A 25,287-nucleotide genomic window follows, 5' to 3' on the forward strand; every position below is an offset into this window, starting at 1 on the left:
CTTTCACGCTATCGCGGCGCTGTTAATAGAACGTCGACGTCCACCGTCTGAATGCACTCTTGTATTTCTTCTTCCGTTGCATTCATCCAAGAGTGCAGAACCTCAGCCATCCTATCGCCGTTTCCTGTGGTGAAGTAACGGTTGGGGCCAAGACGATGCTCACAGAGTCCCGCCTGTTCAAGAAGCAGTCGGTGAACTTCCAGAGCTGTCTCATCTGCGGACGAAATAAGTCGTACTGACGGACCAAGAACCTTTGCAATGGGCTGTTCAAGCAACGGGTAATGTGTGCACCCGAGAATCAGTGTATCAATTTCTAACGCACGAAGCGGCTCTAGCGAATTGTGCACAATCGATTCTACCTCTTGTCCAGAACATTTGCCCTGCTCAACCAAAGGAACAAAGGCTGGACAGCCAAGACTATAAACGCTAATGTTTGGATCAGCAGCGTGAACTGCCAACTCATATGCCCCACTGGCAATGGTGACAGTCGTGCCGATGACACCCACGCGCCCACTCTCCGTCTCCTTTGCAGCAGCTCTCGACCCTGGCTGAATTACACCTATAATCGGTATGTCGAAGCGACGCCTCAGTTCTGGCAAGGCTGTAGCCGTGGCCGTGTTACAGGCCACGACGATCATCTTTACGCCAAGTTGCAGCAGATACTCCACTATTTGAACAGAAAATTCTGTAACTTCCTTGCCGTTTCGATTTCCATAGGGACACCTTGCCATATCCCCAAAATAAAAGATCTGCTCGTTCGGCAAGGTCTTTGCAATGGCTGACGCGACAGTTAGCCCGCCAACCCCAGAGTCAAAGATGCCGATTGGCAAGTCATGCTGCACACTAATCTCCCCCAACTCTTTATCAAACAAAAGCCGAGCGTTACGCATTCTGCGCAACGCGTGCACCTTACCCCATCATCGCGGTTAGGAGTTCCAGCGCGTGGAGGATCTCCTTCTTTTCGTCAAGACTCAAAGATTCCAACACAGCATCTAAATAGGCGCGACGTGCATCCAAGACTTCTTCAATGAGGTGTGCACCCGCAGGCAGCATTTTCACATGTACGACTCTGCGGTCATCCTGGCTGCGTTGTCGAACAACGAAGCCAGCTGCAACGAGGCGGTCAACGAGATCGGTCGTTGTACTATAAGCAAGAAAGAGACGGTTGCTCAGGTCTCCAATGGTCAACTCCCCTTCTTTATGCAAGATGAGGAGGGCGTCGAATTGAGGCGGGGTAATACCGTATTGTTCCAACAAGGTACGACCGCGGCGGCGAACAGTTCTGGCAATCTGACGCAGTTTTTGCTCCATATCTACTACACATTCCGGAATTTCCGGTTTCATGTATTGCACCTCATTCAGGGAGATTCTCAAAAATTGTAGCACCCTCCCCGAGGACCGTCAACGCTGAAGCCTAGCCTAGCCGTCTCATCCATCATCTCCGTCGTCAAATTGCCAGTTCTCCCAGTCGCACTAGTTCGACTACTGCTTGAGAACGACCCTTGACATTTAGTTTCTTCATTACATTAGAGATATGGTTCCGGACCGTTTTCTCGCTGACAAACAATTGTGCCGCAATCTCTTTCGTCGTCTTATCTTGAACCAGTAGTTCAAAAACTTCCCGTTCGCGATTGGTAAGCAGTGACTTGACTCGCATGTCTTTCTCTAAGGACATTCTCTTATCCCTCCTTGTTGTGAAGGTTCACAAGTACGGGATACAGTCAGGTTATCGTATGTAAAGGCGGCAATGAGCGTTCCGCCTTCAGGAGAACATAGGCAGTTACAACAGAATGTTGTATTGTTAAGACAGGTAGAAATGAAGGAGTTGACTGAGGAAGTGGCATCGAACGTCCATGCATTGCAGACTCAGAGCCTTATTTTGCGACGGTGTAGCACCTGCAAAAGAATCAACAGGGTGCCCTTTCAACACGCCACGACCGCCCGTTGCGGAATCTGTGCAGGGGAACTGAGCCTATCCTACTACGACATTCTCGGGGTTGTGCAGTCTGCGGGTCCCGATGAGATTAAAAAGGCCTTTCACGGTGCTGTGCAAAAATGGCATCCTGACAAACGCCGAGACAATGACTCGCGCCAACAGCACTTTCAACGAATTGTCGCAGCCTATCAAACCCTCAGGGACCCGCAGCGCAGAGATTCTTATGATAAAAATGAAGTGATCCGCATTCACGTTCACATACAGCAGACCGACACACGCTCTTCGGCAAAAGCTGCCGCGTCACCATCGAGTTCAGAAAATCAGACGGCCAGACATGACAGTTCTCCATCTACAAGCACGCATCCGAATCCAGCCCCGAGTACGGAACCGACCACCTCGTCCCGCACCCAAATTGACGCCACGCGACAAACAGTCCACTTGGTGGCAACAACGTCCATCATGCTCCTCGGAGTGATTTTATGGGCACTTTTTCAAAGGACCTCAACCAATTCAAATCCTTTGCTGTTATGGATAGCCATTGCAACTGGGTTGTTTGGAGTGGGAAAATTCCTATTTCTTTTGTCTGACCGCTAAAGCAGGTGATTTTCCTGCAGCAATTGTTGTTCGGCAGGGGTCAGTTGGCCCTCTAACTGCTTAAACGCCTGCTGTAACAGCGAGACGTCTACCGGGCCAAACGGCTTATTTCCAGCCAAATGCGTCGCCACCCAAGCCTCGTCAGATGGTGTGAGATACTTGTGTGCGGTGGTCATGAGTACGATTTGAGCCTGCCGCTCGCTGCCCTGAGTCAAAGCCTGTTCAATGTTGTTCCAGTCGGCTGGTGTTAAAGAATGTACCAGCTTGTCTGTGATTTCAAGAAACCGCTTTGTATCTGCTGCTGACCAGTTTTTCACAATACTACTGTCCGACGGAGCACCAGATGAAATGGGCGCAGCCGTCGTATGCACACCATGTACGGTTGAGTTTTGACTTGATGCTGCTGCAGGAGCAGTTCCGTGATTTGCAACAGACCGACCCGCTTTCAACACGCCTGCTGACGTTTGACCTGGGGACTGAAATACTTGTTGCAGATTCTGGTTCATTATCTTCGCAGCCGTACTACGTATCTGTAGACTTCGGTTATGAATTATGGTAGCAGCAGTTGAAACTGTCACAACCGTGACAGCCGCCACTAGAACGGCTTCCACTATCTTTTTCATGCAACTGTTCACCTCTCATCCATCTCTCAGTATGACCACAAATAATATGGTTAAAACAAGGGATGTCATCGGCGCACAGCGAATCTCAGATGAGGTCAAACAACAAAAAGACTGTCCCAAGCTGCCGCACTGAACTTTGCGTCAAAGCAAATGTTCCGCGGCAGATGAGACAGTCCATTCGTTTCAGTCTTTCACACGCTAAAAGTCACGAGACTTTACTTCTTTAGCCAAGACCCAATGGCGTGGTACGTTACTTGGCGGTTCATCGCAGCAATCGAGGTCGTCAGTGGGATACCCTTAGGACACACTTGCACACAGTTCTGCGCATTACCGCACTCATGAATCCCGCCTTCTCCAGCCAAGGCTTCCAAGCGCTCTTCCTTATGCATGGCACCCGTAGGGTGCGCATTAAACAACCTGGCCTGCGATAAAGCAAACGGCCCAATGAAGGAAGTCCTGTCATTCACATTGGGACACGCCTCGACACAAGCTCCACATGTAAAACACCTTGACAGTTCATAAGCCCACTGCCGGTCTTTTTCCGGCATTCTGGGCCCTGGGCCCAAGTCATAGGTGCCGTCTATGGGAATCCAGGCCTTAATCTTCTTAAGTGCGTCGAACATTCGACTGCGATCGACGACCAAGTCTCTGACAACAGGAAATGTCCGAGCAGGCTTTAACCGAATCGGCTGCTCTAATGTATCCACCAAGGCTGTACAGGCCTGTCTGGGCTTTCCGTTAATCACCATGGTACAGGCTCCGCAAATTTCCTCCAAACAGTTCATCTCCCACGTCACGGGAGCCACTGTTTCACCTTTCTTATTCACGGGATTGCGCTGTATTTCCATGAGACAAGCAATCACGTTCATCCCAGGACTATAGGGAACCTCAAACTCATCTTTGTATGTCGGCGAATTTGGATTGTCCTGCCGTTCGATTATCAGTTGCACGGTTTTTGTTGCTGTCGAAGACTCTGCCATCAGGAAGTCGCCTCCTTGTTTACAGCGTAGTTTCGTAAACGGGGTTTTATCAAAGACACGTCAACATCTTCGTACTCGAGCAAGGGGCCGTCCTTTGTCCAGGAAGCCTTGGTCGTCTTCAACCAGTTCTCGTCGTCTCGGTTCGGAAAGTCTGGTTTGTAGTGTGCTCCGCGACTCTCATCTCGAGCCAACGCACCGAGTGTAATGACACGAGCCAACTCAAGCATGTTCCACAGTTGCCGAGTAAACGGGGCCATTTGGTTCTCCCAGCGAGATTTATCTACGAGGCCGATGTTTTTGTAGCGCTCCATCAGTTCCTGAATTTTTTCATCGGCTTCTTTCAATTTGTTGTTGTAACGCACAACGGTCACGTTGTCTGTCATAATCTTGCCAAGTTCGCGATGCAGTTGATAGGGGTTTTCGTCCCCGTCCATCTTGAGAATACCCTCGAATTTATCTTCTTGCTCTTTGCGACATCCTTCAAACACCTCATCAGAGATATCTGCAGCAGCAGTTTTCAGGCCCGAAGCATACTTCACGGCATTAGGTCCAGCCACCATTCCATCATAAATGCAGGAAAGCAAAGAGTTGGCACCTAGACGATTGGCACCATGGTACTGATATTCTGCTTCACCAGCCGCAAACAAACCTGGGATGTTCGTTTGCTGATTAATATCCACCCAGAGGCCACCCATACTGTAGTGCATCCCGGGGAAAATTCTCATCGGTACCTTACGTGGGTCATCGCCAACAAATTTTTCGTAGATATCCAGAATGTTTCCCAACTTCACGTTCAATACGTCTGCGGGAATGTGTGACAAGTCCAAGTAGACCTGATTTTCGCCGTCAACGCCTAATCCCATTTCCACACATACTTTGAAAATAGCCTGTGTTGCAACGTCACGGGGTACCAGGTTTCCGTATTCAGGATACATCTCTTCAAGGAAGTACCAAGGCTTCCCATCCTTATACGTCCACACTCGACCGCCTTCACCACGTGCGGATTCCGACATCAGCCTGAGTTTATCGTCCCCTGGGATGGCAGTGGGATGGACCTGAATGAACTCACCATTGGCATAATAGACACCTTGTTGATATAAGGCAGACGCGGCTGTACCGGTATTAATCATTGAATTTGTACTTTTACCGAAAATCATACCAATGCCGCCAGTGGCCATTATCACAGCATCTCCGCGAAAGGAATGTATCTCCATCGACCGGAGTTCCTGAGCTGTAATGCCCCGGCATGTCCCCTCGTCATCTAAGACCGCACTGAGAAAATCCCAACCTTCATATTTGGTCACAAGCCCCTGTGTCTCATAGCGGCGCACCTGCTCATCAAGCGCGTACACTAATTGCTGACCTGTGGATGCTCCGGCAAACGCTGTACGGTGATGTTTCGTCCCGCCAAACCGACGGAAGTCAAGGAGGCCTTCTGGTGTTCTGTTAAACATGACGCCCATTCTGTCCATCAAGTGAATAATTCCAGGCGCGGCCTCGCACATAGCCAGAACCTGTGTCTGATTGGCAAGGAAGTCTCCACCGTAAATTGTATCGTCAAAGTGCTCCCACGGAGAGTCTCCTTCCCCCTTCGTGTTTACAGCTCCGTTAATACCGCCTTGCGCACAGACGGAATGAGACCTCTTCACGGGTACAAGCGAGAACAAATCCACGTGCATTCCCGCTTCGGCTATTTTAATTGTCGACATCAGACCAGCCAGTCCGCCGCCAACAACGATAATCCGTTGGTCACTCATGTTGCTGCCTCCTTTGCGGCCCTATCAAAAATCTCCTGCGTCAGATTCCCGTCACAAGTTCATCAAGCAACAGGTGTACTTGCCAAAGCGTACAGGGCTGCAATACCTATTCCTGCCAAAGCCACAAAAACAACGACCATCGTGTACGCAGAGACGCGCTGTGCTCTGGCGCCTACCGTGATGCCCCAGTGAATCAGAAACGACCACAGCCCGTTTGAAAAGTGGAACGTCGCTGCAACCACACCAATAATCATAAACCAGTAGTATGCCGGGTCTGCGTTGAGCAGATTGTGCATCATTGCAAAAGTCGGTGCTTTACCCGAAAAACGGGTTGTCCACAAATGGAACACAACAAAAATGAACGTGATGACACCTGTCATGCGTTGCAGGACAAACATCACATTTCTCGTCCATGAGTATTGTCCTGCGTTATACCCGGATGTAAACGCTACATACAAGCCGTATACGCCGTGGTAAGTCAGCGGAACAAAAATGAAAAAGAACTCCACAAAATGTAGAAACGGTATCTGTTGAATCGTCCGAACAGCGTTGTTATACGCGGACGGGCCGTCGGTTGCGGTTGCGTTGGTAAAGAGGTGTTCGAGTAGAAACAGGCCTACCGGAATCACCCCTGCCAACGTATGTAGTCGACGAAAGACAAACTCTGAATGATTTTCCGTCTGTGCCACGCATTTGCCTCCCTTCAGAAAATGACTCCCGAAGCTACCCTCGGACATATGTAAGGGCAGTCTCGTATGACTGCCTGCCGAAACGGGTCCTTCATTTGTCTAACACTCACAAATTTTAATGATTGTCCAAAGATACGTCAAGAAAGTTTGTCGACTTCATACAACAAGTTTCGCAATTCTTTTGGACTGAGATCATGCCAGACAGAGTGACAGACGCATTCTGAGCACAGACTCGATACGTCCGTTTTGCAGTCAGAATGCGCCCTCGATGCCAGTTGTTAACCGTGCCTCCACTTTCAAGACCCGGACAATGTCCTCAAAACAGGCGGCTTACTGATGAAAAAGTCTATCCTCTGGTTTCATGGGAAGCACGTGTTGTAACACAAGTGACTATTTCTCATAGAGATTCTTGAATTGTACGGGCTAGTTTTTCCCCAATCCCTATCTCTTTAAACGCATCAACATCAGCGGACTTTATGGCGTTGACGGATTTGAAATGTTTCAACAGTTTTTTCTTTCGCCCTGGCCCGATTCCTGGAATGTCATCGAGAACGGACCCAAGCCCTGTTTTTTTCCGGGTTTGCCGGTGAAACGTCACAGCAAAACGGTGGACTTCGTCCTGAATTCTCTCTAAGAGATAGAACGCAGGTGAATGACGTTCGATTCTCACAGGTTGATCCTCGTCTTTAAAGAATAGTTGACTCGTTCTGTGCCGGTCGTCCTTTGCTAAACCACAAACAGGAATATCTAAATCCAATTCGTTTTCGAGAATGTCCATGGCAGCCGAAAGCTGACCTTTGCCGCCATCAATCACGATTAAATCTGGCAAAGGCAGGTGTTCCCGCAGGGCTCGCAAGTAGCGTCTGCGAATCACTTCCCGCATGGATTCATAATCATCTGGACCCTGAACAGTCTTAATCTTGTACTTTCTGTACTGGTTCTTAGCAGGCTTCCCGTCAATAAAACAAACCATCGCAGCTACAGCGTCACTGCCCTGTAAATTGGAGTTGTCAAACGACTCGATGCGCCGTGGACGCTCAATGCCGAGAATATCCCCCAAAGATACGACGGCTCCGAGCGTCCGGTCCATATCCTTATCCATAAGCTGCAACTTCTCAGACAAAGCAAGCTGAGCATTCTCCACTGCCATTTGTACAAGTTTGCGCTTTTGTCCGCGCACGGGCTGTAAGCATTTTGTATCGAGCCAATCCTCCAGTGCACCGCTCGGTACACCCTCTGGCAACAGAATCTCCTTTGGAATATCCGAGTGTTGGAAATAAAACTGTTCAACGTAAGACATGAAGTCTTCTTCCGGAACGCCGTAATGCGGTACTGTCGTAACCGACCGCTCAATTAGTTTTCCCTCACGCACATAGAACACCTGCACACAAAGGTAACCCCTGTCCGCCGCATAACCAAAGACATCCCTGTTGATTCCGTCGGTCACAGTAACCTTTTGCTGTTCCATGACTCTTCCAATATGCTGGATTAAGTCACGGTATTCTGCAGCCCGCTCAAAGTGCATTTGTTCAGATTCCTGATGCATTTTCTCTTCCAGTTCCTTTTGAACGGCCTTATGACCTCCGTTCAGGAATTGAGTGATTTCTCCAACAATATCCTTGTAGGCATCCTGAGACACTTCAAATTCACAGGGAGCCAGACATTGCCCAATATGGTAGTAAAGACAGACTTTCTTCTTTAGTTTTCGACATTTACGCAGAGGATAGAGCCGTTCCAAAAGTCTGCGCGTCTCTGTGGCTGAACTGGCATTCGGATATGGACCAAAGTACTTGGCTTTGTCCTTTTTAATCTTTCGAACAATGTCCAAACGCGGATGTTCCTCGTTCGTAATCTTAATATACGGATACGCCTTGTCGTCTCGAAGCATGATGTTGTACTGAGGGTTGTACTGCTTAATTAGATTGCATTCCAACAGCAGCGCCTCAACGACGGTGTCTGTAACGATGTATTCGAAATCGGCAATATTCGAGACAAGCAGTTGCGTCTTGCGGTCGTGGCTGCCGGTAAAATACGAACGGACACGGTTGCGCAAAACCTTTGCCTTACCGACATAAATCACTTCATCAAGCCTGTTTTTCATCAGGTAAACACCTGGCTTTGCAGGCAGCAGGGCTAACTTATCCTGAATCGGTTTGACTGTCACTGACATTTCACTCCTAGAAAAGGCTGCTAGAAGGATTACTATCTCACACTCACCCTATTCTACCTGAGCGACAACTAGCTGTGGTACCTTTTGCGTATTCTGAATCCATTCCATATAACCGTTGGCGATGTGAAACCCTTCTACTGTGCCGCTGAGAGACAGTGCCGGCGGTTGGTCTGTTGTGGACGGATCCGTTAAGGTGCCCATCAAAACCTGCAGTGCATGCTTTGATTTTTTCTGAGAACTTGGTGTAGTTTCCACCCACCACAGGCCGCTCTTGGGACTTTCGACAGCCCAGTGCGGGCGCCCGTCCACGGGCGGGCCGTTCTGCTTTGACACATTCCCTTGCCAGTCAAGCACATACCAAATGGCATTGAGGCCGTTGGACGATGCACTCTGCCCCACAATGCCTTGCGAGACAATTCCGGTCTTGACAACGTCGGGATGAACCAGTTGCCCAGGTACATTGGACAGGGTTTTCCACTTGACCAACGCGTGAGCAGGACTAGTTCCTCTTATCTCATACACCTTCACAGGAAGGCCGGCAGGGGATGACGATCCCGATGTCGACGGCAACTGCCCCTGAACCGCAACTTTCCCGGCTCCTACCGCCACAGTATAGGCATTCGCTCCGTCAGCCTGCGGTACCCAGCTTTTTGCAAGAGCATGCATTTTGGTTGGAAGATCAATCAAATACAGTTGCGTCAGGCCCCCGTCAAATTCCGGTGTTGACCACGTAGCAGTCACTACGCCCCAATCACCTGTGATTTGAAAGGACCAATTTCGAAGCTTCCAGTCACCCCGAATATGCGGTTGCTTCGCTGGTGATTGCAAGTCAAATTCCAGATAAGGTACGCCGTCGGTTTTCAACTTCGCACTTTGCAGCAGCGATTGATAAATTGCAATATGCGGTATAGCATTCTTCGACTTGTAGGTCAACGAGGAGACATATACCGCATCTTTCGTCACACCAACATGTTGAAGTGACGCCCCCGAAGAGACCAGCAACTGTCCTCGTACGTGTACCGGAAGGTTGGACAACGGCGGTGGAAACGAAGCAGACACGCCTGAAGACTGGATATTGTCTGCGGATGCAGCCACAGCGCCCTCCGGCTTCTGATACGCTCCGAATATGACAGCCGAAACTCCGATGACCAGCGTTAAAGCCACTGCATAAGACGTCCAAACTGGTCCGCGGTGATGTCGACTGGCCTCTGATTCAATCATGGCAGCACGCAACAGTTGTTCCAAACGAAAGATAAGTCTGGCGTTGTCAAGTTCTCCGTTCTCTGGGGATACCGCACCCGCTTCGTTTGCTGGATGCTCTCCCGGCAACGATGGGCTCTCTTCCGCCAGAACACGTTTAACCACTTTCACAGTCGTGGCTTGTATGGTAAACCGCGGGCTCTTTTGCAACTGTTTTCGGCCATAGCGGCTTTGTAGTTGATTAAAAACAGACAGGAAGGTTCGATAGTAGGCCGATTCAATTTGGCGGTTATCTGAAGTGATCTGCCTTAATTCAGCCAGGACTTCGTTGCCATAAGCTGCAATCAGTCTATCCATCTCCTGCTTCTTTGCATCCATTGAAGACGACCTTTTCACTTCCTGTCCCCCTCGACATTCATACGTGGACTCCTGTATTCATGATACCTGACCAGAAACGAATCGAAAACAGGAAACTGTTTTCGGTTGGAGTCAATTTGCGGAAATGCTCCATCTTAGAAGACACGCCACCTACCAGCAATGGGCCGGGCGCACAAGTAAAAGAGCGACTTCCGATAGAAGCCGCTCTTGCTACCTTTGGTGGGTCATGAAGGACTCGAACCTTCAACCTGCCGATTAAGAGTCGGATGCTCTGCCAAATTGAGCTAATGACCCACAACTATGGTGACCCTACGGGGATTCGAACCCCGATTACCGCCGTGAGAGGGCGGCGTCCTAACCGTTAGACGATAGGGCCTATTTGCACTTGGCTGCCGAACTAGGACTCGAACCTAGACTAACTGATTCAGAGTCAGTCGTGCTACCATTACACCATTCGGCACTGTCCGTGACAAGTTACAATTATACATACGCACCTATACCTTGTCAACGAACTCAAGACGCATTATCAATCAAATCTCCCCTAGGAACAGACATTTGTCAGAGTTGTGACAAATGTCTGCCTGCGCCAGAGTCAGCCTACATCTGTTTGCGAATGTAGGCAGCGGCGTTCTCCATCCGCGTCTCACATTCTTCCTGACCGAGTAGAGCCATTATGTCGAACAACCCCGGTCCTACCGTCATCCCTGAAAGTGCCAACCGTGTCGGATGAATCAGTTCTCCACCCTTGATGCCCCACGCCGAAATCAATTTGCGATAGTGCTGCTCAAGAGCAGCAACAGTGAACGGCTGTACTTCAGCGAGACTGTCGGCCGCCTTTGCAAGCCGGTCTGCAACGACGGTGCCCAGTTTTATGAAGTGCTTCTTTTCGCCCTTCTCGTCATACTCCGACACCGACTCGAAGTAATATGACATGTTGGCAACGAGATCGTCGAGACTTCGTGCGCGCTGTGCCACGGTCTGAATCACAGTCCGTACCCACGCCAGCCGTTCGCGGCTTTCCGAATTCGTCACCCAACCCCTGTGTTGCATTTGCGCCCAGATTCGATTGATGATTTCGTCCGGGTTCATATTCCTGACATGCAGTGCATTTAACCATTCCAGTTTCTTCACATCGTAAACGGCTGCGTGCTTCGTTACCTTCCCCAAATCAAACAGGTTGACGGCTTCGTCTGCAGCAACAAAATCGTTTCCGTCTCCTGGCGAAAATCCTAACAACAACAGGTAATTCAGAAGTGCATCAGGAAGAATCCCGTCATCCCGATACTCCTGTACACTCGTAGCACCATGGCGCTTGCTCAGCTTACTTCTGTCAGGCGCCAAAATCATGGGTACGTGTGCGAACTTGGGCACCTGAGCCGACAGCGCCTCGAACAACACCACGTGCCGGGGGGTATTGGACAGGTGCTCTTCCGCGCGGATAATATGGGTGATTTTCATTGCAGCGTCATCCACACAACTCGCAAAATGGTACGTAGGTGTACCGTCTGCCTTCCAGACAATAAAGTCATCCACCTCCGCGGCTGCAAACGTGACTTCACCGCGAATCTCGTCCTCAATCTTCACTTCTCCTTCAGCGGGTGACCGAAAGCGATAGACAAAGGCTGTTCCTGCGTCCAGCTTCGCTTTTCGCTGTGCGTCCGACAGGTCTCTGCAACGTCCGGCGTAGCGTGGTGCCCGACCTTCCTTCTGAGCCAACTCCCGGTCTTCCTGAAGCTGCTCTGTCGAGCAAAAGCAAGGATACACCTTGTCATCTTCCACCAGTCGCGCCAATGACTCCTCGTAAACACTCATGCGTTGAGATTGTCGATACGGACCGTACGGCCCCCCCACATCTGGACCTTCATCCCAATTCAAGCCTAACCAACGGAAACTATCCAGAATCTGCTGATATGATTCCTCCGTCGATCTCGATGTATCAGTGTCATCAATTCTTAACACAAAAGTTCCTTTGTGCTTACGTGCGTACAGCCAGTTGAAGTAAGCAGTTCTTGCTCCTCCAATATGAAGTGCCCCGGTAGGGCTTGGGGCAAATCGCACCCGGATTGTCTCACCGTCAAACTCGCTGCCGCCCACTTCTGACTCACCGATGGAACTGCCATGCTTTGTAGTCATTGATTCCGTCTCCTATGTAACATGTTGCCGCCTGTTTTTGGCGGATACTAAAGCCTTCATCATGAAACTATAAAACAGAGGTGATTCATATGTCCAATGAAGGCAAGGATTCGCTGTACAAATCAAAGCAGCACCGAACACCGAATCCGGCACCCAACCCGCATATAACCAGCAAAAACTCAGGTCGGTACCATCCTGCAGTTTCTTCTGATGAAATGGAGCTAGAAACAGTACAAGCATATCAACTCGATATTCAAAATGAAGAATTTCCAGAAGGTCCCTACGGGGCAGCCACGAATGAAACTGAATTGGGGAAGACATCCCCTTGGCAGGAGGGACAAAGGACCATCTCAGCATTTCGAGATCAAAATCCAGTCAGCAGCAACCGGAAGACAGTAACGGACGAACCCGACTGGGAGGATTCGAGAGGTACCATCGAAGGAGAGAATTAGGACAAAAGACGGCGGAGGACATCCATCCTCCGCTCTTCTCTTACACTGCTGCAAGAACATGCTGCATGACTTCGAGCCATGCCTGATTCTCGTCTTCCGTTCCAAATGTGACGCGAATCTGGTCTTCCAACCCAAATCCAGCTCTCACCATGACACCGTGCTCCATTAACAAGTCGGTAACACGTTTTGCATTTCGTACATTCAATAACGCGAAGTTCGCCTCCGTCGGAGTCAGCCCGATTCCCAGGCCCCTTGCTGCTTCAGAGAAAAACTCTCTCGACTGGCGTACATGCTCCTGTGACCTTCGTCTGTGAGACTCGTCCTTCAGCGCCGCGACTGCGGCCCTTTGGGCCACGCGGTTGACGTTAAAGGGCTCCCTTACTCTGTTGACGAACTCCCACAATTCAGTGTGGGCTAAACCGTAACCGACACGCAGACCGGCTAAACCGTAGAGTTTCGAGAATGTGTGAAGAACCACAACACGAGGGTCCTGAAACAACTCTGGATATTCCACAAATCTCTTGTTTGCCACGGAGTAATCATTATAAGCCAAATCCATGACAACCACTACGTGCTTTGGCAGTCTCGACAACAGCCAGTCTGCCTGGCTCGCCGTGAGAATGGTGCCAGTCGGATTATTGGGAGTGCACAGGTACAGCATTTTCGTCCGCTCTGTCACAGCTTCCAACAATCGCTGTACATCGTAACTGAAATCCTCATTCAGAGGAACCTGAATCACATTCGCCCCCATAATTGCCGCACCAAAACCATATTGTGAAAACGAGGGTTTGGGAGACACGACTTCATCCCCGGGATTGAGAAAGGTTTCTGAGAGGAGTTTGATAATTTCGTCCGATCCGTTGCCAACCAGTACATTTTCCAGCTGTAAAGTGTGGTATGCGGCAATGGCTTGACGCACGAGTTCACTTGATCCGTCAGGGTAATGGTGAAGCGCAGTCAGTTCCTCTTGAATGGCTGCAATTGCCTTTGGGGACGGACCTAAGGCATTCTCGTTGGCGTTCAGCTTAACGACGCGCTTCAATCCATACATTTTTCTCAATTCGTCATCTGTTATTCCCGGTACATAGGGTTGTATCTCTTCAATCCCAGGACGCACTTGATCTTTAATCCGGGTCATCACCGGTTTCTCTCCCCTCTCAAGGCCTTTTGCCCATCTTCTTTATCCCTATACAGCGCTAATGCGATAAAGATACGTGAATCTTATCACGCATTGGACACGCCAGACAACGGCATGCCCCGACGAGAAGCAAATTGACCAAGGACTTAGAGCGACCTCAAATCGGAAAACACTTCTACGTTACTGAGCCTGTGCTGGCGAGGTGAGGTGATTACAGCGTAAAGAAACCGACTGCCATGACAATGTAAGCCCCCACAGCCAAAGTCCCTTCGAGCCAATTTGATTCACCATCCATCAAGAGAACTGCCGTAAGTGTGACGGCACCTCCCATCGCAGCTAATTCAGGGAGGGAAAAAGACAAGGGCATCGGATGATGAAAAAAGTAGCTTATGGCAAATAAAACCGGTGCTACAAACATCGCCACCTGCAAACTGCTGCCCACCGCAATTTCCATCGACAAGTCCATACGGTTTTTCCAAGCCATCAATACGGCAGACATGTGTTCTGCTGCGTTCCCAATCAAGGCAATGACAACCACCCCAGTAAACAACTCTGACCAATGTAAGTGTGAGCCAGCCACTTCGATGCTCTGAACCAGCCATTCGCTTTCAATCCCGACCAGCAGTGTCGTTACCAACAGCACTCCCACTGCAGGCAACAGGCGCCAGGGCGGAGACTCTTGTTCGTCTGTAGACAACTGTTCAATCGAATGAAATAGGTCTCGATGAGTAAACAACGAGAATAACAGTCCTAGCATATATACTATGAATGATACGAGTGCAGCGGCAATATAAATCGAAACATCAGGTGAATGAGAACTTCCTCTAATGAAAATGGCTGGAAAAACAAAAGCCAGACCGACCCCCAAGACCAGCATGGACGCGTTGCTTCTCGCTGCTCTTATATTAAACCTCTGAATCGGGTGGCGAATACCGCCAACAACAAAGCTTAGCCCGAGAACCAACAATAAATTACCCAAAATTGAACCAGTAACGGATGCTTTTACTAACGGGAGATATCCGTGCTGCAAAGCGATTGCACCAATAATGAGTTCCACTGCGTTACCAAACGTCGCCGATACAAGCCCGCCAACCCTCGAGCCCGCATGTGCAGCAATTGCTTCTGTGGACCTGCCCATTACCGCGGCCATTGGCACAATCGCCAGGCCGGAACTAATAAATACCAGTGTGGCGCCGCCACCGCTCCATTTTATCAACGCGCTCAACGCCAGCAGCAATACAACAAGCGGCCAGACCCATCTCCCCAAAACCTATCCCACCTTTATCATTTCTCACTAAATGAATTGGTCAGTGATTGATAAGCTCACACTCCAGTTGATACAGTTCTGATCTTACCTGTAATTTCACCCGTACACCAGTACAAGCAAAAGCGCCGTATGATGAAGCTGCGAGCGCACCAGCAGAATACGCTGTACCGGGATTTTCACTGGCGAAGCCAAAAACCGGATGTTCAGCAAACAAAACGGGTGCTTTCCCATGCCGATTTTTCACCGGCAAGGAAAGCACCCGCTTCTTTTGGATGAGGTATGCTCATGACACTGTACGGTTGAGTCACGAAAATAACGGATAGCCGCGTTTTTTTAACGCTCTGACAGCCCACGAACTGAGTCCAACGCCTAACCAACCTAAGAAAAATAAAATCCACTCAGGCGTTGTCATTTGCCCACCCACTGCCGCAATTAAGTAAATGGAAAAGGCCAAATATAAAAGAGGGGCTATCCACCACAGCTTCGTCAGCATATTAAGAGCTGTGCCGACTCCGAAGAGAGTGACAAAGTCAATCAGCCCAAGCATAAACCAAAATAAAAAAACACTTGAAGACATTGCACTACACACATCCCCGCAAGAAAATTGGCGTCGGCAGTCCCATTCGCCGAGCTTTTGAGCATGCAGAATGACGCTAGAAATGACTGGCACCTCGGCACACGGTCAAATGGACGACACTCTGTCTAGTAGTTCTTCCATTCCTCATCATCTGGTTTGGAACCCTTTTGCCGCCGTTTCCTTATAAGCCGAGTGATATACCGAATTGCAAGTACCAGAGCACAAACGACCACAATGGCCCAACTGACCCACGTTAGCTGGGGTACGTTAAACCTCCGCGCTAAGAAATGAAATAGCTCCCATCCCCCAATTGCAAATGCAGCAAACATCCAATCAGGTAAAAAATGATCCATCGTCTAAAATCGACCCCTTCGGACGCCCGAGAACTTGTCCTGATAAGCAAAGATATTATAGCATGTAATGGTTCACATGTTATTATGAGCTTGACCATAGCTACTACAGGAGAGTGAAACGGACATGGCTAATATAGGAAGGAACGTACACGCCTGCCCCGAATGCGAAGGTACGGAGTTCAAAGAAGAAAAAATTGTACAGCTCGATGCTAGCGTCGTTATCCGGGAGGACCTGCCGGTACCAGCCCAAGTCATCTCGGAGCGATATCGCTACATTTGCACCAATTGCAATCATGTGCTGAATCAGCCGTGGAGCCGCCACCAAGGGAAATAATGCCCTTCCACGCGTTTCTCTGCGCTTTCACGGCGGCGGCTGTTCTGAAAGCGCAGACGCGGTTTCGCTGCACAATTCTCCCGAACGACTGCTGGAATCGGACCGCAACGTAAATTTGTCCTCCATCCCATAACTTGGTTTCCGGACCCACAAATTACCCTTGACTCTTTCCCCTTTCCGTATTCCGGTGTAAACTATCTTTGATATTTTATGTCCAACAAATTCCGGTATACTCCGTAGAGGTGGTTATTTGAACAGGCTTCGTCGTCATCAGAGGACCTCACAACGCAAAACCAAGCGCTATGTCATGGCCGCGGCGGCCATCATCATTGCGTCTTTGTTAATAATTGTTGCAATCAATCCCCAAATGCTATCGGGAGCACCTCAGACAGGACGGTCATCACGTGCAGCAAATGCGGCGTCAGACGTGCCTCCTATGATTGCCGTTTTCGGCACAGATGCACAGAGTTCCTACGAGGCTGGTCAAATCGACTCGTGCGTACTGATTAAATTTGACAAGGCGAACAGGCATCTGGAGGTTCTATCCATCCCTTCCGATACCCTGCTTCAATATCCCGACGGCCACAAAGGTCTCCTCTCGTCAGCATTTCTTTTTGGCGGTCCGCGGTTGGCAGTACAGTTGATTAGCAAACTCACAAACCAGTCAGTATCATCATATGTCGTAGTGCATTACAGCGCATTCATCACATTTGTGAACGCAATTGGCGGCGTTCCGGTAACTCTCCACAGAACTGTCAATTATGATACTGGCGGAACCGGTCCGTACGCTCATATTAATCTGAAACGAGGATTCCAAACCCTAAACGGCTTTGAATCTCTGGAATACGTGCGCTACTTGGACAAACAGACAACAAACAGGGGGCGGATGGGGCGGCAACAAGCATTTATGAAAGCGGCCCTGAAGAAGTTGGACAGCCCCAAAAACATGGCGGCTCTTCCCCATCTGTTGCAAAGTGGATGGGATTCGGTGAATTCAAATCTTACTCTTGGGCAAGTGGCCGATCTCGCGTTGAACGCCAACCGTTTTGCATCCTGGCCGCTTTCAGAATCGCTGCTGCCCGGTAAGTCTCTAAAAGGCAAGTTACAGCACACAGCTACAACCGAGACCAGTGTCACACACTTGGAGTGGAAAGTCGACACTGCCGCGGCGCCAAGGGTTATCACCAACCTGTTTACAAAAGCACGGGGCCAGTCCCTTAAACACGTTGCAACTGTCCAGAACAAGCACACTAAAAACCCAGCAGGAAAGCACAGCTCTGGGTCAGCGACATTTAGTCAGTCTAACCCCCCCAACAATCAAAATTCCGCAACACAGGTTCACCGCCGCACCATGACTGTAACAACGGCAGCAAACATTCGGTCAGGTCCTGCCACGTCGTACAATATCGTTGCTTCGGCAAACCAGGGAGACAGCGTCACAGTTGTCGGGAAATCCGGAGGCTGGTATAAAGTCATTATTCGAGGCACCAAGACAGGCTATATTGCCGGCTGGCTGGTGAAATCTCCCACAGGAGCGTCAACTGGGACCAGCTTCAAATGAGCCATTTGATTTTCTGCCCTACGGCCACCAAAAACTGCTGTAGTACGCTTCAGGAAACTGATTCTGCCATAATTCGGCCGAGGGCATTGGATAATATGGACCAAAAACAGGAAATGTGGAAGTAAACCACCCCCGCCCCGGTCCTCCAGTAGCAGAAACACGGGTGTACAGATGAGCCATCAGATACCAGTTCATCTTCCATTCTTGCGCCTTATTTGACGCGCGGAACCACCACGGCAGAATTTTCACCGGTTGTCCGTACCAATAGGGATATGACAAACTTGCTGAAAGCTCCTCTTCTTCGCGGTCGGCAAACATCATAGGTGCTACCCCCAAATCTAACGTACAGAGTGCTGTGAAAAGCCCTTGCACCATCTTCTCATATTAATCTATGGCGGCAGGGAAAGGGTTGTGTCTAACCACTCTGCTTCACAATCCAGTTGGCCGCATCCATCAGACTTGAGACGCTGATATCAGCCTTGGTCTCGGCACTCCCAATGAAGACCGTTCGTAATCCCGCTGCTTGGCCTGCTTGTACGTCTGTTTCTCGGTCCCCTACCATGTAGCTTTCACTTTTGGTAAAGCCGTATTGGGCATGGAGTGTATTCAACATGCCAGGCTTCGGTTTGCGGCATGCACAGCCAGCAAAGGGTGCATGCGGGCAGGCAATAATGCCGTCAATTTTTGCACCTTCATGCTCCAGTTCTGAAATCATCTTTTGGTGAATTTGGTACAGCATTTCTTCAGTGAGGTAGCCAAGTCCAACACCGCCTTGGTTTGTGGCCACAAGGACAAGGAAGCCCGCGTCATGTAAAGTCCGAATTGCAAAAGGAACCCCCTCAAACAGAATAAAATCCGCCGGTGTATTTACATACCGGCGGTGGTCATTGATAACTCCATCCCGATCTAACACAACTGCCCTTGTCAATCCTTTGACAACTCCTTAATATACTCAGAAACAGCAGCCATATCCTGTTCTCCATACCCCTCCTCACGAGCAGCTACAAACATTGCCATTGCCGACATCAGGGCGGGTGCGGAAACCGATATCTCCTGTGCAAAACTGCTGGCAAGTCCCAAGTCTTTAGTCATGTGCTTTAAAGCAAATGCAGCTGGAAATTCAGCCTGTTCCCACGCCGGTTGCTTGAGTTTTAGGATAGGTGCCCACATCCCGGTTTTCGAGAGTACTTGGAGGAAGGATTCCCGTGTAAGCCCTGCCTTATCCGCAATTCCCATGCATTCACCCGCAGCTTCCATCAAGAGCCCCAAAAACGAATTCATGAGCAATTTCATGGCTGCGCCAGAGCCGATTCCGCCTAAGTGAAACACGTCTTTACCCATGCTCTCGAGAGAAGGACGTACTCGGTCAAAAACGTCTTGACTGCCGCCAGCCAAAATGACCAAAGACCCGTCCTGAGCAGGCTTTACTGACCCCGATACAGGTGCATCCATGAATAGCAGTCCCTGTTCTGCCAAACGGCCTGCAATTTCCTTTGTTTCATCAACACCGATGGTACTCATATTTACCACAATCGTGCCTCTAGACGCATACGTTACAACTCCTGTCTCTGCAAATAGTACTTCGTTTACTGCGTGTCCGTCAGAGACCATCACAAAGACAACATCTGCATTCCTTACAGCGACTGAGAGACTGTCGGTCCACACTGCTTTACCGATATCTCCATAAGCATTTTGCGTTCGGTTGTAAGCAGCTACCTCAGCTGTATTTTCTGCAAGGTTCTTGACCATCGGTACGCCCATGTTGCCAAGACCAATCCAAGCCGCCTTATGTACCAGTTGCGCCATCGCGCAGTCCTCCCTTGCCAATTTCACTTGTGTTCACAGTCGGATTCTTTCTCATCGGGCTCAGCGTCTAGGTTTGCCCCCTCTTGATCAATAATATCGACAACTTTCTCAAGAATACGAATAAAGGAATCTGTATCGTCAGGAGGCAATTGCTCCAAAATCGCTAAAAGGCGTTTACTGCCTGCAAGTCGGATACGTTCTACTGTGTCTTTGCCTTCATCCGTCAGGGAAACGTAGACGACGCGGCGGTCTTCCTCTGAACGAACTCTATCGACCAAGCGAAGACGAATCATTTCATCTGTAACCTGTGTTACAGCACCGGGGCTCAGACCTACTATCTTGCCAATGTCCGACGATTTGGCTTGTCCGCAACGAGCCAAGTAACGCAGAATGAACATTTGACTCGATGTTAAACCAAACTTCTTCACCAGAGAGCGAACGTGCATTACACGCTGCAATCTGGCCATCACGTCGTCTAATTTACGCAATGCATCGGGATTTACCTGTTTCAAACCCATCACTCCCCAGTGAACTGCCGGACATCTTCACATCTGGCCTCATCTCTACTCGCTATTTATTTTAGCAATTGAACTATGCGAAAATCAAGGAGACACGCCCCGGAACGCTTCTCTACGTGGAAATTGAACGCTTCTCTACGTCCGATAATCCCCGTTGATTTTTACGTAGTCATAGCTTAAATCACATCCCCAAGCGGTGGCAGTACCCAATCCATTTCCAACGGAAATCTGCACACTGATGTCCGTTTCACTGAGGACCTTCTTGGCAAATTCTTCGTCAAAATTCACTGGGCTACCCTCACTCATAAGGTTGACTAAGCCAACCTTACTTTCGATAGAAATGGACAAGCGGTTCCACTCCAGTTCTGCAGCGGCACCCATTGCAGCCACCATTCTGCCCCAGTTCGCATCAGCACCAAAGAAAGCGGTCTTTACCAAATTCGAACTAATTACGGCCCTTGCGAACTCTCCCGCTTTGGCTTCCGTGTCCGCACCGCTCACTTGCACCTCAAGAAACTTTGTAGCGCCTTCTCCGTCACGAATAATCGCTTTCGCCAGATACGTGTTAACAAAATGAATGGCTGCCTCAAATTCACGGTATGCCGGCGTGTCGAACTCCAGCCGAGCATTTTCAGCCATACCGTTGGCCAAGAAAAGCACTGTGTCATTTGTACTGGTGTCTCCGTCCACAGAAATCATATTATACGACTTCTGCACGCTCTTACGAAGGATATGCTCCATCAGTTCCGGCTCAAGCACTGCATCAGTCGTAACATAGGAGAGCATCGTTGCCATGTTGGGATGAATCATACCTGAGCCTTTTGCCATACCAGCAACTCGTACAGTCCTCCCATTTAGCTCGATTTCGACAGCAATCTGTTTAGGCCTCGTATCCGTAGTCATAATCGCCGTTGCTGCGGCCATGTCCGCCTCTTCACCCCGTGCAAGTAACGAGGCAGCTGTTTCGATGCCGCGGCAGACGGCGTCAATTGGAAGCGGAACACCAATGACACCCGTTGAGGAAACAAACACATCCTCGGCTGTGATGTTTAATTTATCCGCTACAGCAGCTGCCATCTGCCGCACATGCGCGTCTCCTTCGGCCCCTGTACAAGCGTTGGCATTTCCACTGTTGATCACGACCGCTCGCAGAGGTCTTCCGGCCTCCATTCTGTTCAAGTCCCATAGTACCGGAGCGGCTTTCACAGAATTCGTGGTAAAAGTAGCTTTTGCCACAGCAGGAACGTCGCTGACAAGCAGAGCCACATCCTTTTCACCGTTTTCCTTCAGCCCGGCGCGAACACCTGCAACTCTGAATCCTATGGGACGTGTTATGCCCCCGTCAATGACTCTCAATCTCTGGTCCTCCCAAGCTGTACTTCTTACGCCAGCATTTACTATGTACTTTGTCCTCGGTTCCATGATACAACCGAAATGAACATAATCTGCATTACTGAGTGAAAAGGTAGGGGATTCTTTGAAGCTAACATTCTCATATATAAAACTGGTTGTAGCTTCAGCCACCGCACTGTTGACAGCGGCGGTTTGCCTCTTCCTTGTACACCTTATTCACACACAACATACCACGCACATGCCAGCTCCGCCAACAAATGACGAAACGTCCTTGCATACACCACTTTTATGGCAGCCGTGGCTCTTTCCTCGGACCGGTCATGCTTCATCAGATGTCAGCATCCCTCATATCGAAGGGACAAGTCATAAGAAGAAAACGAAAAAAAAGGTAGCATCACTGCCAACAAAGACAAGTCCAGGTCAGGGGACTTTGGAACACAAAGTCGCCGCGCAGCATCAATCTGTACCGCACTCATCGTCACATAATCCAAAGCCAAACACAAGACAACCCCAGAACAGCGCTCCGTCGGCGAAACCTGCAGCGAAACGCCAACCGGAGCAAACCACACCGAATCCCGTGCGCCTCCCTTCAATTCCTGTCAGAACGGTTTTTGCATATGTACCCTACTACTCAAAATCCATCTCACTTCAAGACATCGCACATCACAGCAGTGCGTTTACAGAAACGGCTGACTGGTCATTTTCACTCGAGCAAAATGGTTCTATCCACGGAATGCCAAATCAAAGCCTCTTAGACTACGCTCACGCTCACGGCATGCACGTTTATGCATCAATCACGAATAACTACAGCAGTGCTCTCGCGGCACACGTGTTGACCAGTGCGCCGGCCAGAGCAAGGCTCATACAACAGCTTGTCAAACTCTCCACACAATATCATTACAGCGGCGTAAACCTAGACATTGAACACATCACCGCGGCAAACCGAGGGCAGTTTACTGCATTTGTGTCCAATCTGGCTAAAGCGCTCCACCATCAGGGAAAGCTTCTAACACTAGCTGTTCCGGCCATCGACGCAGCGCCGCAAGAACGAGGCGTCTTGACACGACGCCTCATTTTCACTAGGAATTCAGTTCATCCTCAATTTCTGAACGGTACTCTTCAATCGCGCTGGCTCGTCGTCTATTCTTCGCCCGAATATCTGTCATGTCTCTGTCCGACATCACAGTTTCGTGGGAATTTACAAAATCCTCTGCCTCGTGAAGCTTCTTCTTTGTATTGGATCCTTAAAACGAGCGGAGACGCTTGGTCCAGAAACCGCCTTGAAAGTAGCGTGGGTCGTGTGAAATCACAAAGGATTTGGGTGCCAACTCGTCAATAGTTCGAAGTAAGCGACGCTCATTGCTTCTTTTAGCTAAGACTAACATGGCGAGACGAGGCCCTCCCCGTCCTTCAGCGGTCCAACTCGTCACACCAAAGCCTTTCTCTCTGAGCATCTCAGGCAAATGACTGCGGTCTTCATCAACAATAATCTGGACCGTGACATAACCGAGTGCCAGCCAACTTTCAATTTTACTTCCCAAGTAAACACCTGAACCCCACCCGACGCAGTACGCAACTAGGTTGATGGGATTGTGGATGTTCGCCAAGACGATATTCAAGCCAATAACATATGTGAAGACCTCAATCATACTTAAAAGACCCGCGGTGACCCTTTGTCCCTTTAACATAATAATCATGCGGACGGTTGCGATGGATACATAGACGATGTTAATGACAACGATGGTCACGACCATCTGTATGGGGTTCATGATACTCCCCCTGTTCTAGTGGCATATGCTTCCTTAGCTATTGTTTGTGCGCAACGATGAGGTAATTTGCTTCTGTTGGGTCTTCCTTGTACACGACATCAAATCCGGCCTTCGACAACGCTTCCTCCATTGCATTGGCGGCAATTCGATGCCACAACGGTGGCCCTTGCTCAGTCTCTACTTTGGCCCATTCAAGACAGAACAAAGACCCTCCTGGTTTTAAAACACGGTATATTTCAGCAAGCCCTGCTGATAATGGCTCTACCTCATGAAGGATCATTGATGCAACAACGTGGTCTGCGGTTTCTGCGGGCAATGGAATGTCTGCCGCTTCGCCTGGAACCAGTTCAACATTAGATACTTTATTTTCTTGCAGTTTTCGATCCAATTCTTCAAGCATCTTCGGTTCTACGTCCACTGCGATGACCCTTTTCACCCGTTGTGCTACCGGTATAGCAAAGTATCCCGTGCCTGCCCCAACATCAACCACTGTGTGCTCTTTTTCCATTGGCAGGACACTAAGGAGTTTCTCCGGTGGGAGTTTCTCTCTTCTTTCCGCACTATCCAGTCTATGCATGTTTTTCGGATTAAACTTGCGTTCGTGCATGAAACATCCCTCCAGCTCTATTTAATTTGAGGACGGCCTGACATGATGTGGCGCATGTCTGTAACGGGTACTACTGTCGACAACTCCGGAACCAACTTTTATTAACTATCTTGAAATTGTAGGCTCCGATTTCACCATACACCATACGAGGTTTGAAATCGACTTGCTAAAGAAAAAAAGTTTGTCTCTAGACTTTGAGCACTAATCTGCGTATCTAATCTATATATCCTCACTTTGGACAGAACATTCGTTACTCCTTGCGCATCAACATTCTTTCACTTCGACTTGTCCCGTTTCTCCAAAACAGCCAGATGAAGACGACTAGGAATACAGCATAGACTGACAGCTGCAACGTGGTGGGGCTGTCAGCGTAACCAAGAAAGGAGTGAAGAATATCCCCAAAAGTGCTGTCTTCGTTTAACAGAGATGCAGTGTTCCACACTGCAGGCTGATGTGGAAGCCAACCCGTTTCCTGAAAACTTTCAACACCGTTCGCAAGGAGGCCTGCGGCAAACAGCACCAACAGGGTCCCCATTATGTTAAAGAAGTACTTCAAATTAATGCGGCGTCCCAAAATATAAATGAAATAGCTGAGAACTAAACCAGACACAGTGCCCATCACGCCACCTACTGCCAGGTACAGTGGTCTTGCGTGAAACGCAATGGCAATCATAAAGACGACAGTTTCCAGACCTTCACGTCCGACTGTGATAAATGCAATCAGTGCAATGGCGAACACAGAGCCCGACTGAATCGCCGCATCCATCTTAGAGTGCAACTCCGACTTCAAATGTCGTCCTTGCTTTTTCATCCACAACGTCATATAGGTCAAAACCACACTGGCGACAAAGTATGTAACACCTTCAATCCGTGCCTGTAGTACCGACCCGTCGTAACTGTGCAAAGTAAAAAAAACAATGATGCCTCCGCCAACGGCAACCAGCACTGCGGCAGCGACACCCAGCCACACATCCTTAAATGCGTCGCGCCGCCCTATTTGTTGTAGATACGCCAGCATGATAGAGCAAATCATCGAAGCTTCCAGAGATTCACGAAAGAAGATCAAAAGGGAGCCGAGCACCCAATTCACCC

26 protein-coding genes, 3 tRNA genes and 1 pseudogene are annotated in these 25,287 nt (G+C 49.4%); 4 read left to right on the forward strand and 26 right to left on the reverse strand.

The features are described 5' to 3' along the window. Positions 1–8: 8 nt before the first annotated feature. The 3 genes from murI to GI364_RS13590 all read right to left on the reverse strand — a co-directional run bounded on the left by murI (position 9) and on the right by GI364_RS13590 (position 1,675). On the reverse strand, positions 9–842 hold the full coding sequence (gene murI / locus GI364_RS13580; protein ID WP_233095794.1) for a glutamate racemase: 834 nt from the start codon (positions 840–842) through the stop codon (positions 9–11). A 67-nt stretch (positions 843–909) separates the two neighbouring features. Then, the gene (locus GI364_RS13585; protein WP_198849812.1) at positions 910–1,344 is read right to left on the reverse strand and encodes a MarR family winged helix-turn-helix transcriptional regulator; all 435 of its coding nucleotides are present in this window, start codon (positions 1,342–1,344) and stop codon (positions 910–912) included. A gap of 103 nt (positions 1,345–1,447) precedes the next feature. Then, positions 1,448–1,675, reverse strand: coding sequence for a helix-turn-helix domain-containing protein (locus GI364_RS13590; protein WP_198849813.1), 228 nt, complete (start codon positions 1,673–1,675; stop codon positions 1,448–1,450). A gap of 162 nt (positions 1,676–1,837) precedes the next feature. Between GI364_RS13590 and GI364_RS13595 the strand changes: the two genes are divergently transcribed. Continuing rightward, positions 1,838–2,530, forward strand: coding sequence for a DnaJ domain-containing protein (locus tag GI364_RS13595; protein WP_198849814.1), 693 nt, complete (start codon positions 1,838–1,840; stop codon positions 2,528–2,530). On the opposite strand, the gene GI364_RS13600 is transcribed toward GI364_RS13595, so the two are convergent. From GI364_RS13600 to gltX, 10 genes are all read right to left on the reverse strand, one after another. Further along, on the reverse strand, positions 2,527–3,153 hold the full coding sequence (locus GI364_RS13600; protein WP_198849815.1) for a hypothetical protein: 627 nt from the start codon (positions 3,151–3,153) through the stop codon (positions 2,527–2,529). The two genes, GI364_RS13595 and GI364_RS13600, sit on opposite strands and share 4 nt — an antisense overlap. A gap of 215 nt (positions 3,154–3,368) precedes the next feature. Then, positions 3,369–4,133, reverse strand: a complete 765-nt coding sequence (sdhB, locus tag GI364_RS13605) for a succinate dehydrogenase iron-sulfur subunit (RefSeq protein WP_198849816.1) — start codon at positions 4,131–4,133, stop codon at positions 3,369–3,371. Continuing rightward, complete coding sequence (gene sdhA, locus GI364_RS13610) at positions 4,133–5,890, reverse strand: succinate dehydrogenase flavoprotein subunit (protein ID WP_198849817.1); 1,758 nt, start codon at positions 5,888–5,890, stop codon at positions 4,133–4,135. Before sdhA ends, sdhB begins: the two co-directional genes overlap by 1 nt. 62 nt (positions 5,891–5,952) lie before the next feature. Further along, the gene (locus GI364_RS13615; RefSeq protein WP_233095795.1) at positions 5,953–6,579 is read right to left on the reverse strand and encodes a succinate dehydrogenase cytochrome b558 subunit; all 627 of its coding nucleotides are present in this window, start codon (positions 6,577–6,579) and stop codon (positions 5,953–5,955) included. 397 nt (positions 6,580–6,976) lie between these two features. Next, positions 6,977–8,743, reverse strand: coding sequence for an excinuclease ABC subunit UvrC (gene uvrC / locus GI364_RS13620; protein WP_370541779.1), 1,767 nt, complete (start codon positions 8,741–8,743; stop codon positions 6,977–6,979). Between the two features lie 54 nt (positions 8,744–8,797). Beyond that, positions 8,798–10,345 (reverse strand): hypothetical protein, encoded by a 1,548-nt coding sequence (locus GI364_RS13625; RefSeq protein ID WP_198849820.1) that lies wholly within the window; start codon positions 10,343–10,345, stop codon positions 8,798–8,800. Positions 10,346–10,544: 199 nt separating this feature from the next. Continuing rightward, positions 10,545–10,621 (reverse strand) — tRNA-Lys (locus tag GI364_RS13630). A 7-nt stretch (positions 10,622–10,628) separates the two neighbouring features. Further along, positions 10,629–10,703 (reverse strand) — tRNA-Glu (locus GI364_RS13635). 10 nt (positions 10,704–10,713) lie between these two features. Continuing rightward, a tRNA-Gln gene (locus GI364_RS13640) sits at positions 10,714–10,787 on the reverse strand. 137 nt (positions 10,788–10,924) lie between these two features. Continuing rightward, entirely contained in the window at positions 10,925–12,460 is a 1,536-nt protein-coding gene (gene gltX, locus GI364_RS13645) for a glutamate--tRNA ligase (protein WP_198849821.1), read from the reverse strand. A gap of 89 nt (positions 12,461–12,549) precedes the next feature. On the opposite strand from gltX, the gene GI364_RS13650 reads away from it, so the two are divergent. Further along, a complete protein-coding gene (locus tag GI364_RS13650; RefSeq protein WP_198849822.1) occupies positions 12,550–12,912 on the forward strand; it encodes a hypothetical protein in 363 nt (120 codons plus the stop codon). 40 nt (positions 12,913–12,952) lie between these two features. Here GI364_RS13650 and hisC read toward each other — a convergent pair whose 3' ends face one another. From hisC to GI364_RS13670, 4 genes are all read right to left on the reverse strand, one after another. Continuing rightward, positions 12,953–14,050 carry a histidinol-phosphate transaminase gene (gene hisC / locus GI364_RS13655; protein WP_198854022.1) on the reverse strand — a complete coding sequence of 366 codons (1,098 nt, stop codon included), beginning with the start codon at positions 14,048–14,050 and terminating at the stop codon, positions 12,953–12,955. Positions 14,051–14,261: 211 nt separating this feature from the next. After that, positions 14,262–15,317: a calcium/proton exchanger gene (gene cax, locus GI364_RS13660; RefSeq protein ID WP_198849823.1), complete on the reverse strand. Its 1,056-nt coding sequence runs from the start codon at positions 15,315–15,317 to the stop codon at positions 14,262–14,264. A 304-nt stretch (positions 15,318–15,621) separates the two neighbouring features. Then, on the reverse strand, positions 15,622–15,894 hold the full coding sequence (locus tag GI364_RS13665) for a hypothetical protein (protein WP_198849824.1): 273 nt from the start codon (positions 15,892–15,894) through the stop codon (positions 15,622–15,624). A gap of 125 nt (positions 15,895–16,019) precedes the next feature. Further along, the gene (locus tag GI364_RS13670) at positions 16,020–16,247 is read right to left on the reverse strand and encodes a hypothetical protein (protein WP_198849825.1); all 228 of its coding nucleotides are present in this window, start codon (positions 16,245–16,247) and stop codon (positions 16,020–16,022) included. Between the two features lie 584 nt (positions 16,248–16,831). Here GI364_RS13670 and GI364_RS13675 point away from each other — a divergent pair. Then, positions 16,832–18,142 carry an LCP family protein gene (locus tag GI364_RS13675; protein WP_198849826.1) on the forward strand — a complete coding sequence of 437 codons (1,311 nt, stop codon included), beginning with the start codon at positions 16,832–16,834 and terminating at the stop codon, positions 18,140–18,142. 18 nt (positions 18,143–18,160) lie between these two features. Here GI364_RS13675 and GI364_RS13680 read toward each other — a convergent pair whose 3' ends face one another. From GI364_RS13680 to argJ, 5 genes are all read right to left on the reverse strand, one after another. Next, a complete protein-coding gene (locus GI364_RS13680; protein ID WP_198849827.1) occupies positions 18,161–18,463 on the reverse strand; it encodes a hypothetical protein in 303 nt (100 codons plus the stop codon). A gap of 94 nt (positions 18,464–18,557) precedes the next feature. Next, positions 18,558–19,070, reverse strand: a complete 513-nt coding sequence (locus GI364_RS13685) for a D-glycero-alpha-D-manno-heptose-1,7-bisphosphate 7-phosphatase (protein WP_198849828.1) — start codon at positions 19,068–19,070, stop codon at positions 18,558–18,560. Beyond that, the gene (locus GI364_RS13690) at positions 19,067–19,948 is read right to left on the reverse strand and encodes an NAD(P)-dependent oxidoreductase (protein WP_198849829.1); all 882 of its coding nucleotides are present in this window, start codon (positions 19,946–19,948) and stop codon (positions 19,067–19,069) included. Before GI364_RS13690 ends, GI364_RS13685 begins: the two co-directional genes overlap by 4 nt. A gap of 23 nt (positions 19,949–19,971) precedes the next feature. Next, positions 19,972–20,460 (reverse strand): MarR family winged helix-turn-helix transcriptional regulator, encoded by a 489-nt coding sequence (locus GI364_RS13695; RefSeq protein ID WP_198849830.1) that lies wholly within the window; start codon positions 20,458–20,460, stop codon positions 19,972–19,974. Between the two features lie 141 nt (positions 20,461–20,601). Then, positions 20,602–21,822 carry a bifunctional glutamate N-acetyltransferase/amino-acid acetyltransferase ArgJ gene (gene argJ / locus GI364_RS13700; protein WP_198849831.1) on the reverse strand — a complete coding sequence of 407 codons (1,221 nt, stop codon included), beginning with the start codon at positions 21,820–21,822 and terminating at the stop codon, positions 20,602–20,604. A gap of 235 nt (positions 21,823–22,057) precedes the next feature. Here argJ and GI364_RS25400 point away from each other — a divergent pair. After that, positions 22,058–22,837: pseudogene (locus GI364_RS25400) on the forward strand (glycosyl hydrolase family 18 protein); the annotation flags it as partial. A 61-nt stretch (positions 22,838–22,898) separates the two neighbouring features. Here the strand turns inward: GI364_RS25400 and GI364_RS25405 are convergent. From GI364_RS25405 to GI364_RS13720, 4 genes are all read right to left on the reverse strand, one after another. Further along, positions 22,899–23,000 carry a hypothetical protein gene (locus tag GI364_RS25405; RefSeq protein WP_370541861.1) on the reverse strand — a complete coding sequence of 34 codons (102 nt, stop codon included), beginning with the start codon at positions 22,998–23,000 and terminating at the stop codon, positions 22,899–22,901. A gap of 63 nt (positions 23,001–23,063) precedes the next feature. Next, positions 23,064–23,588 (reverse strand): DUF2179 domain-containing protein, encoded by a 525-nt coding sequence (locus tag GI364_RS13710; RefSeq protein WP_198849833.1) that lies wholly within the window; start codon positions 23,586–23,588, stop codon positions 23,064–23,066. 37 nt (positions 23,589–23,625) lie between these two features. Beyond that, entirely contained in the window at positions 23,626–24,195 is a 570-nt protein-coding gene (locus GI364_RS13715) for a class I SAM-dependent methyltransferase (protein ID WP_198849834.1), read from the reverse strand. Positions 24,196–24,445: 250 nt separating this feature from the next. Then, positions 24,446–25,276 (reverse strand): FTR1 family iron permease, encoded by an 831-nt coding sequence (locus tag GI364_RS13720; RefSeq protein ID WP_198849835.1) that lies wholly within the window; start codon positions 25,274–25,276, stop codon positions 24,446–24,448. Between the last annotated feature and the right edge of the window lie 11 nt (positions 25,277–25,287).

Source organism: Alicyclobacillus sp. SO9 (assembly GCF_016406125.1).
In the GTDB taxonomy this organism is placed as follows: Bacteria; Bacillota; Bacilli; order Alicyclobacillales; family Alicyclobacillaceae; genus SO9.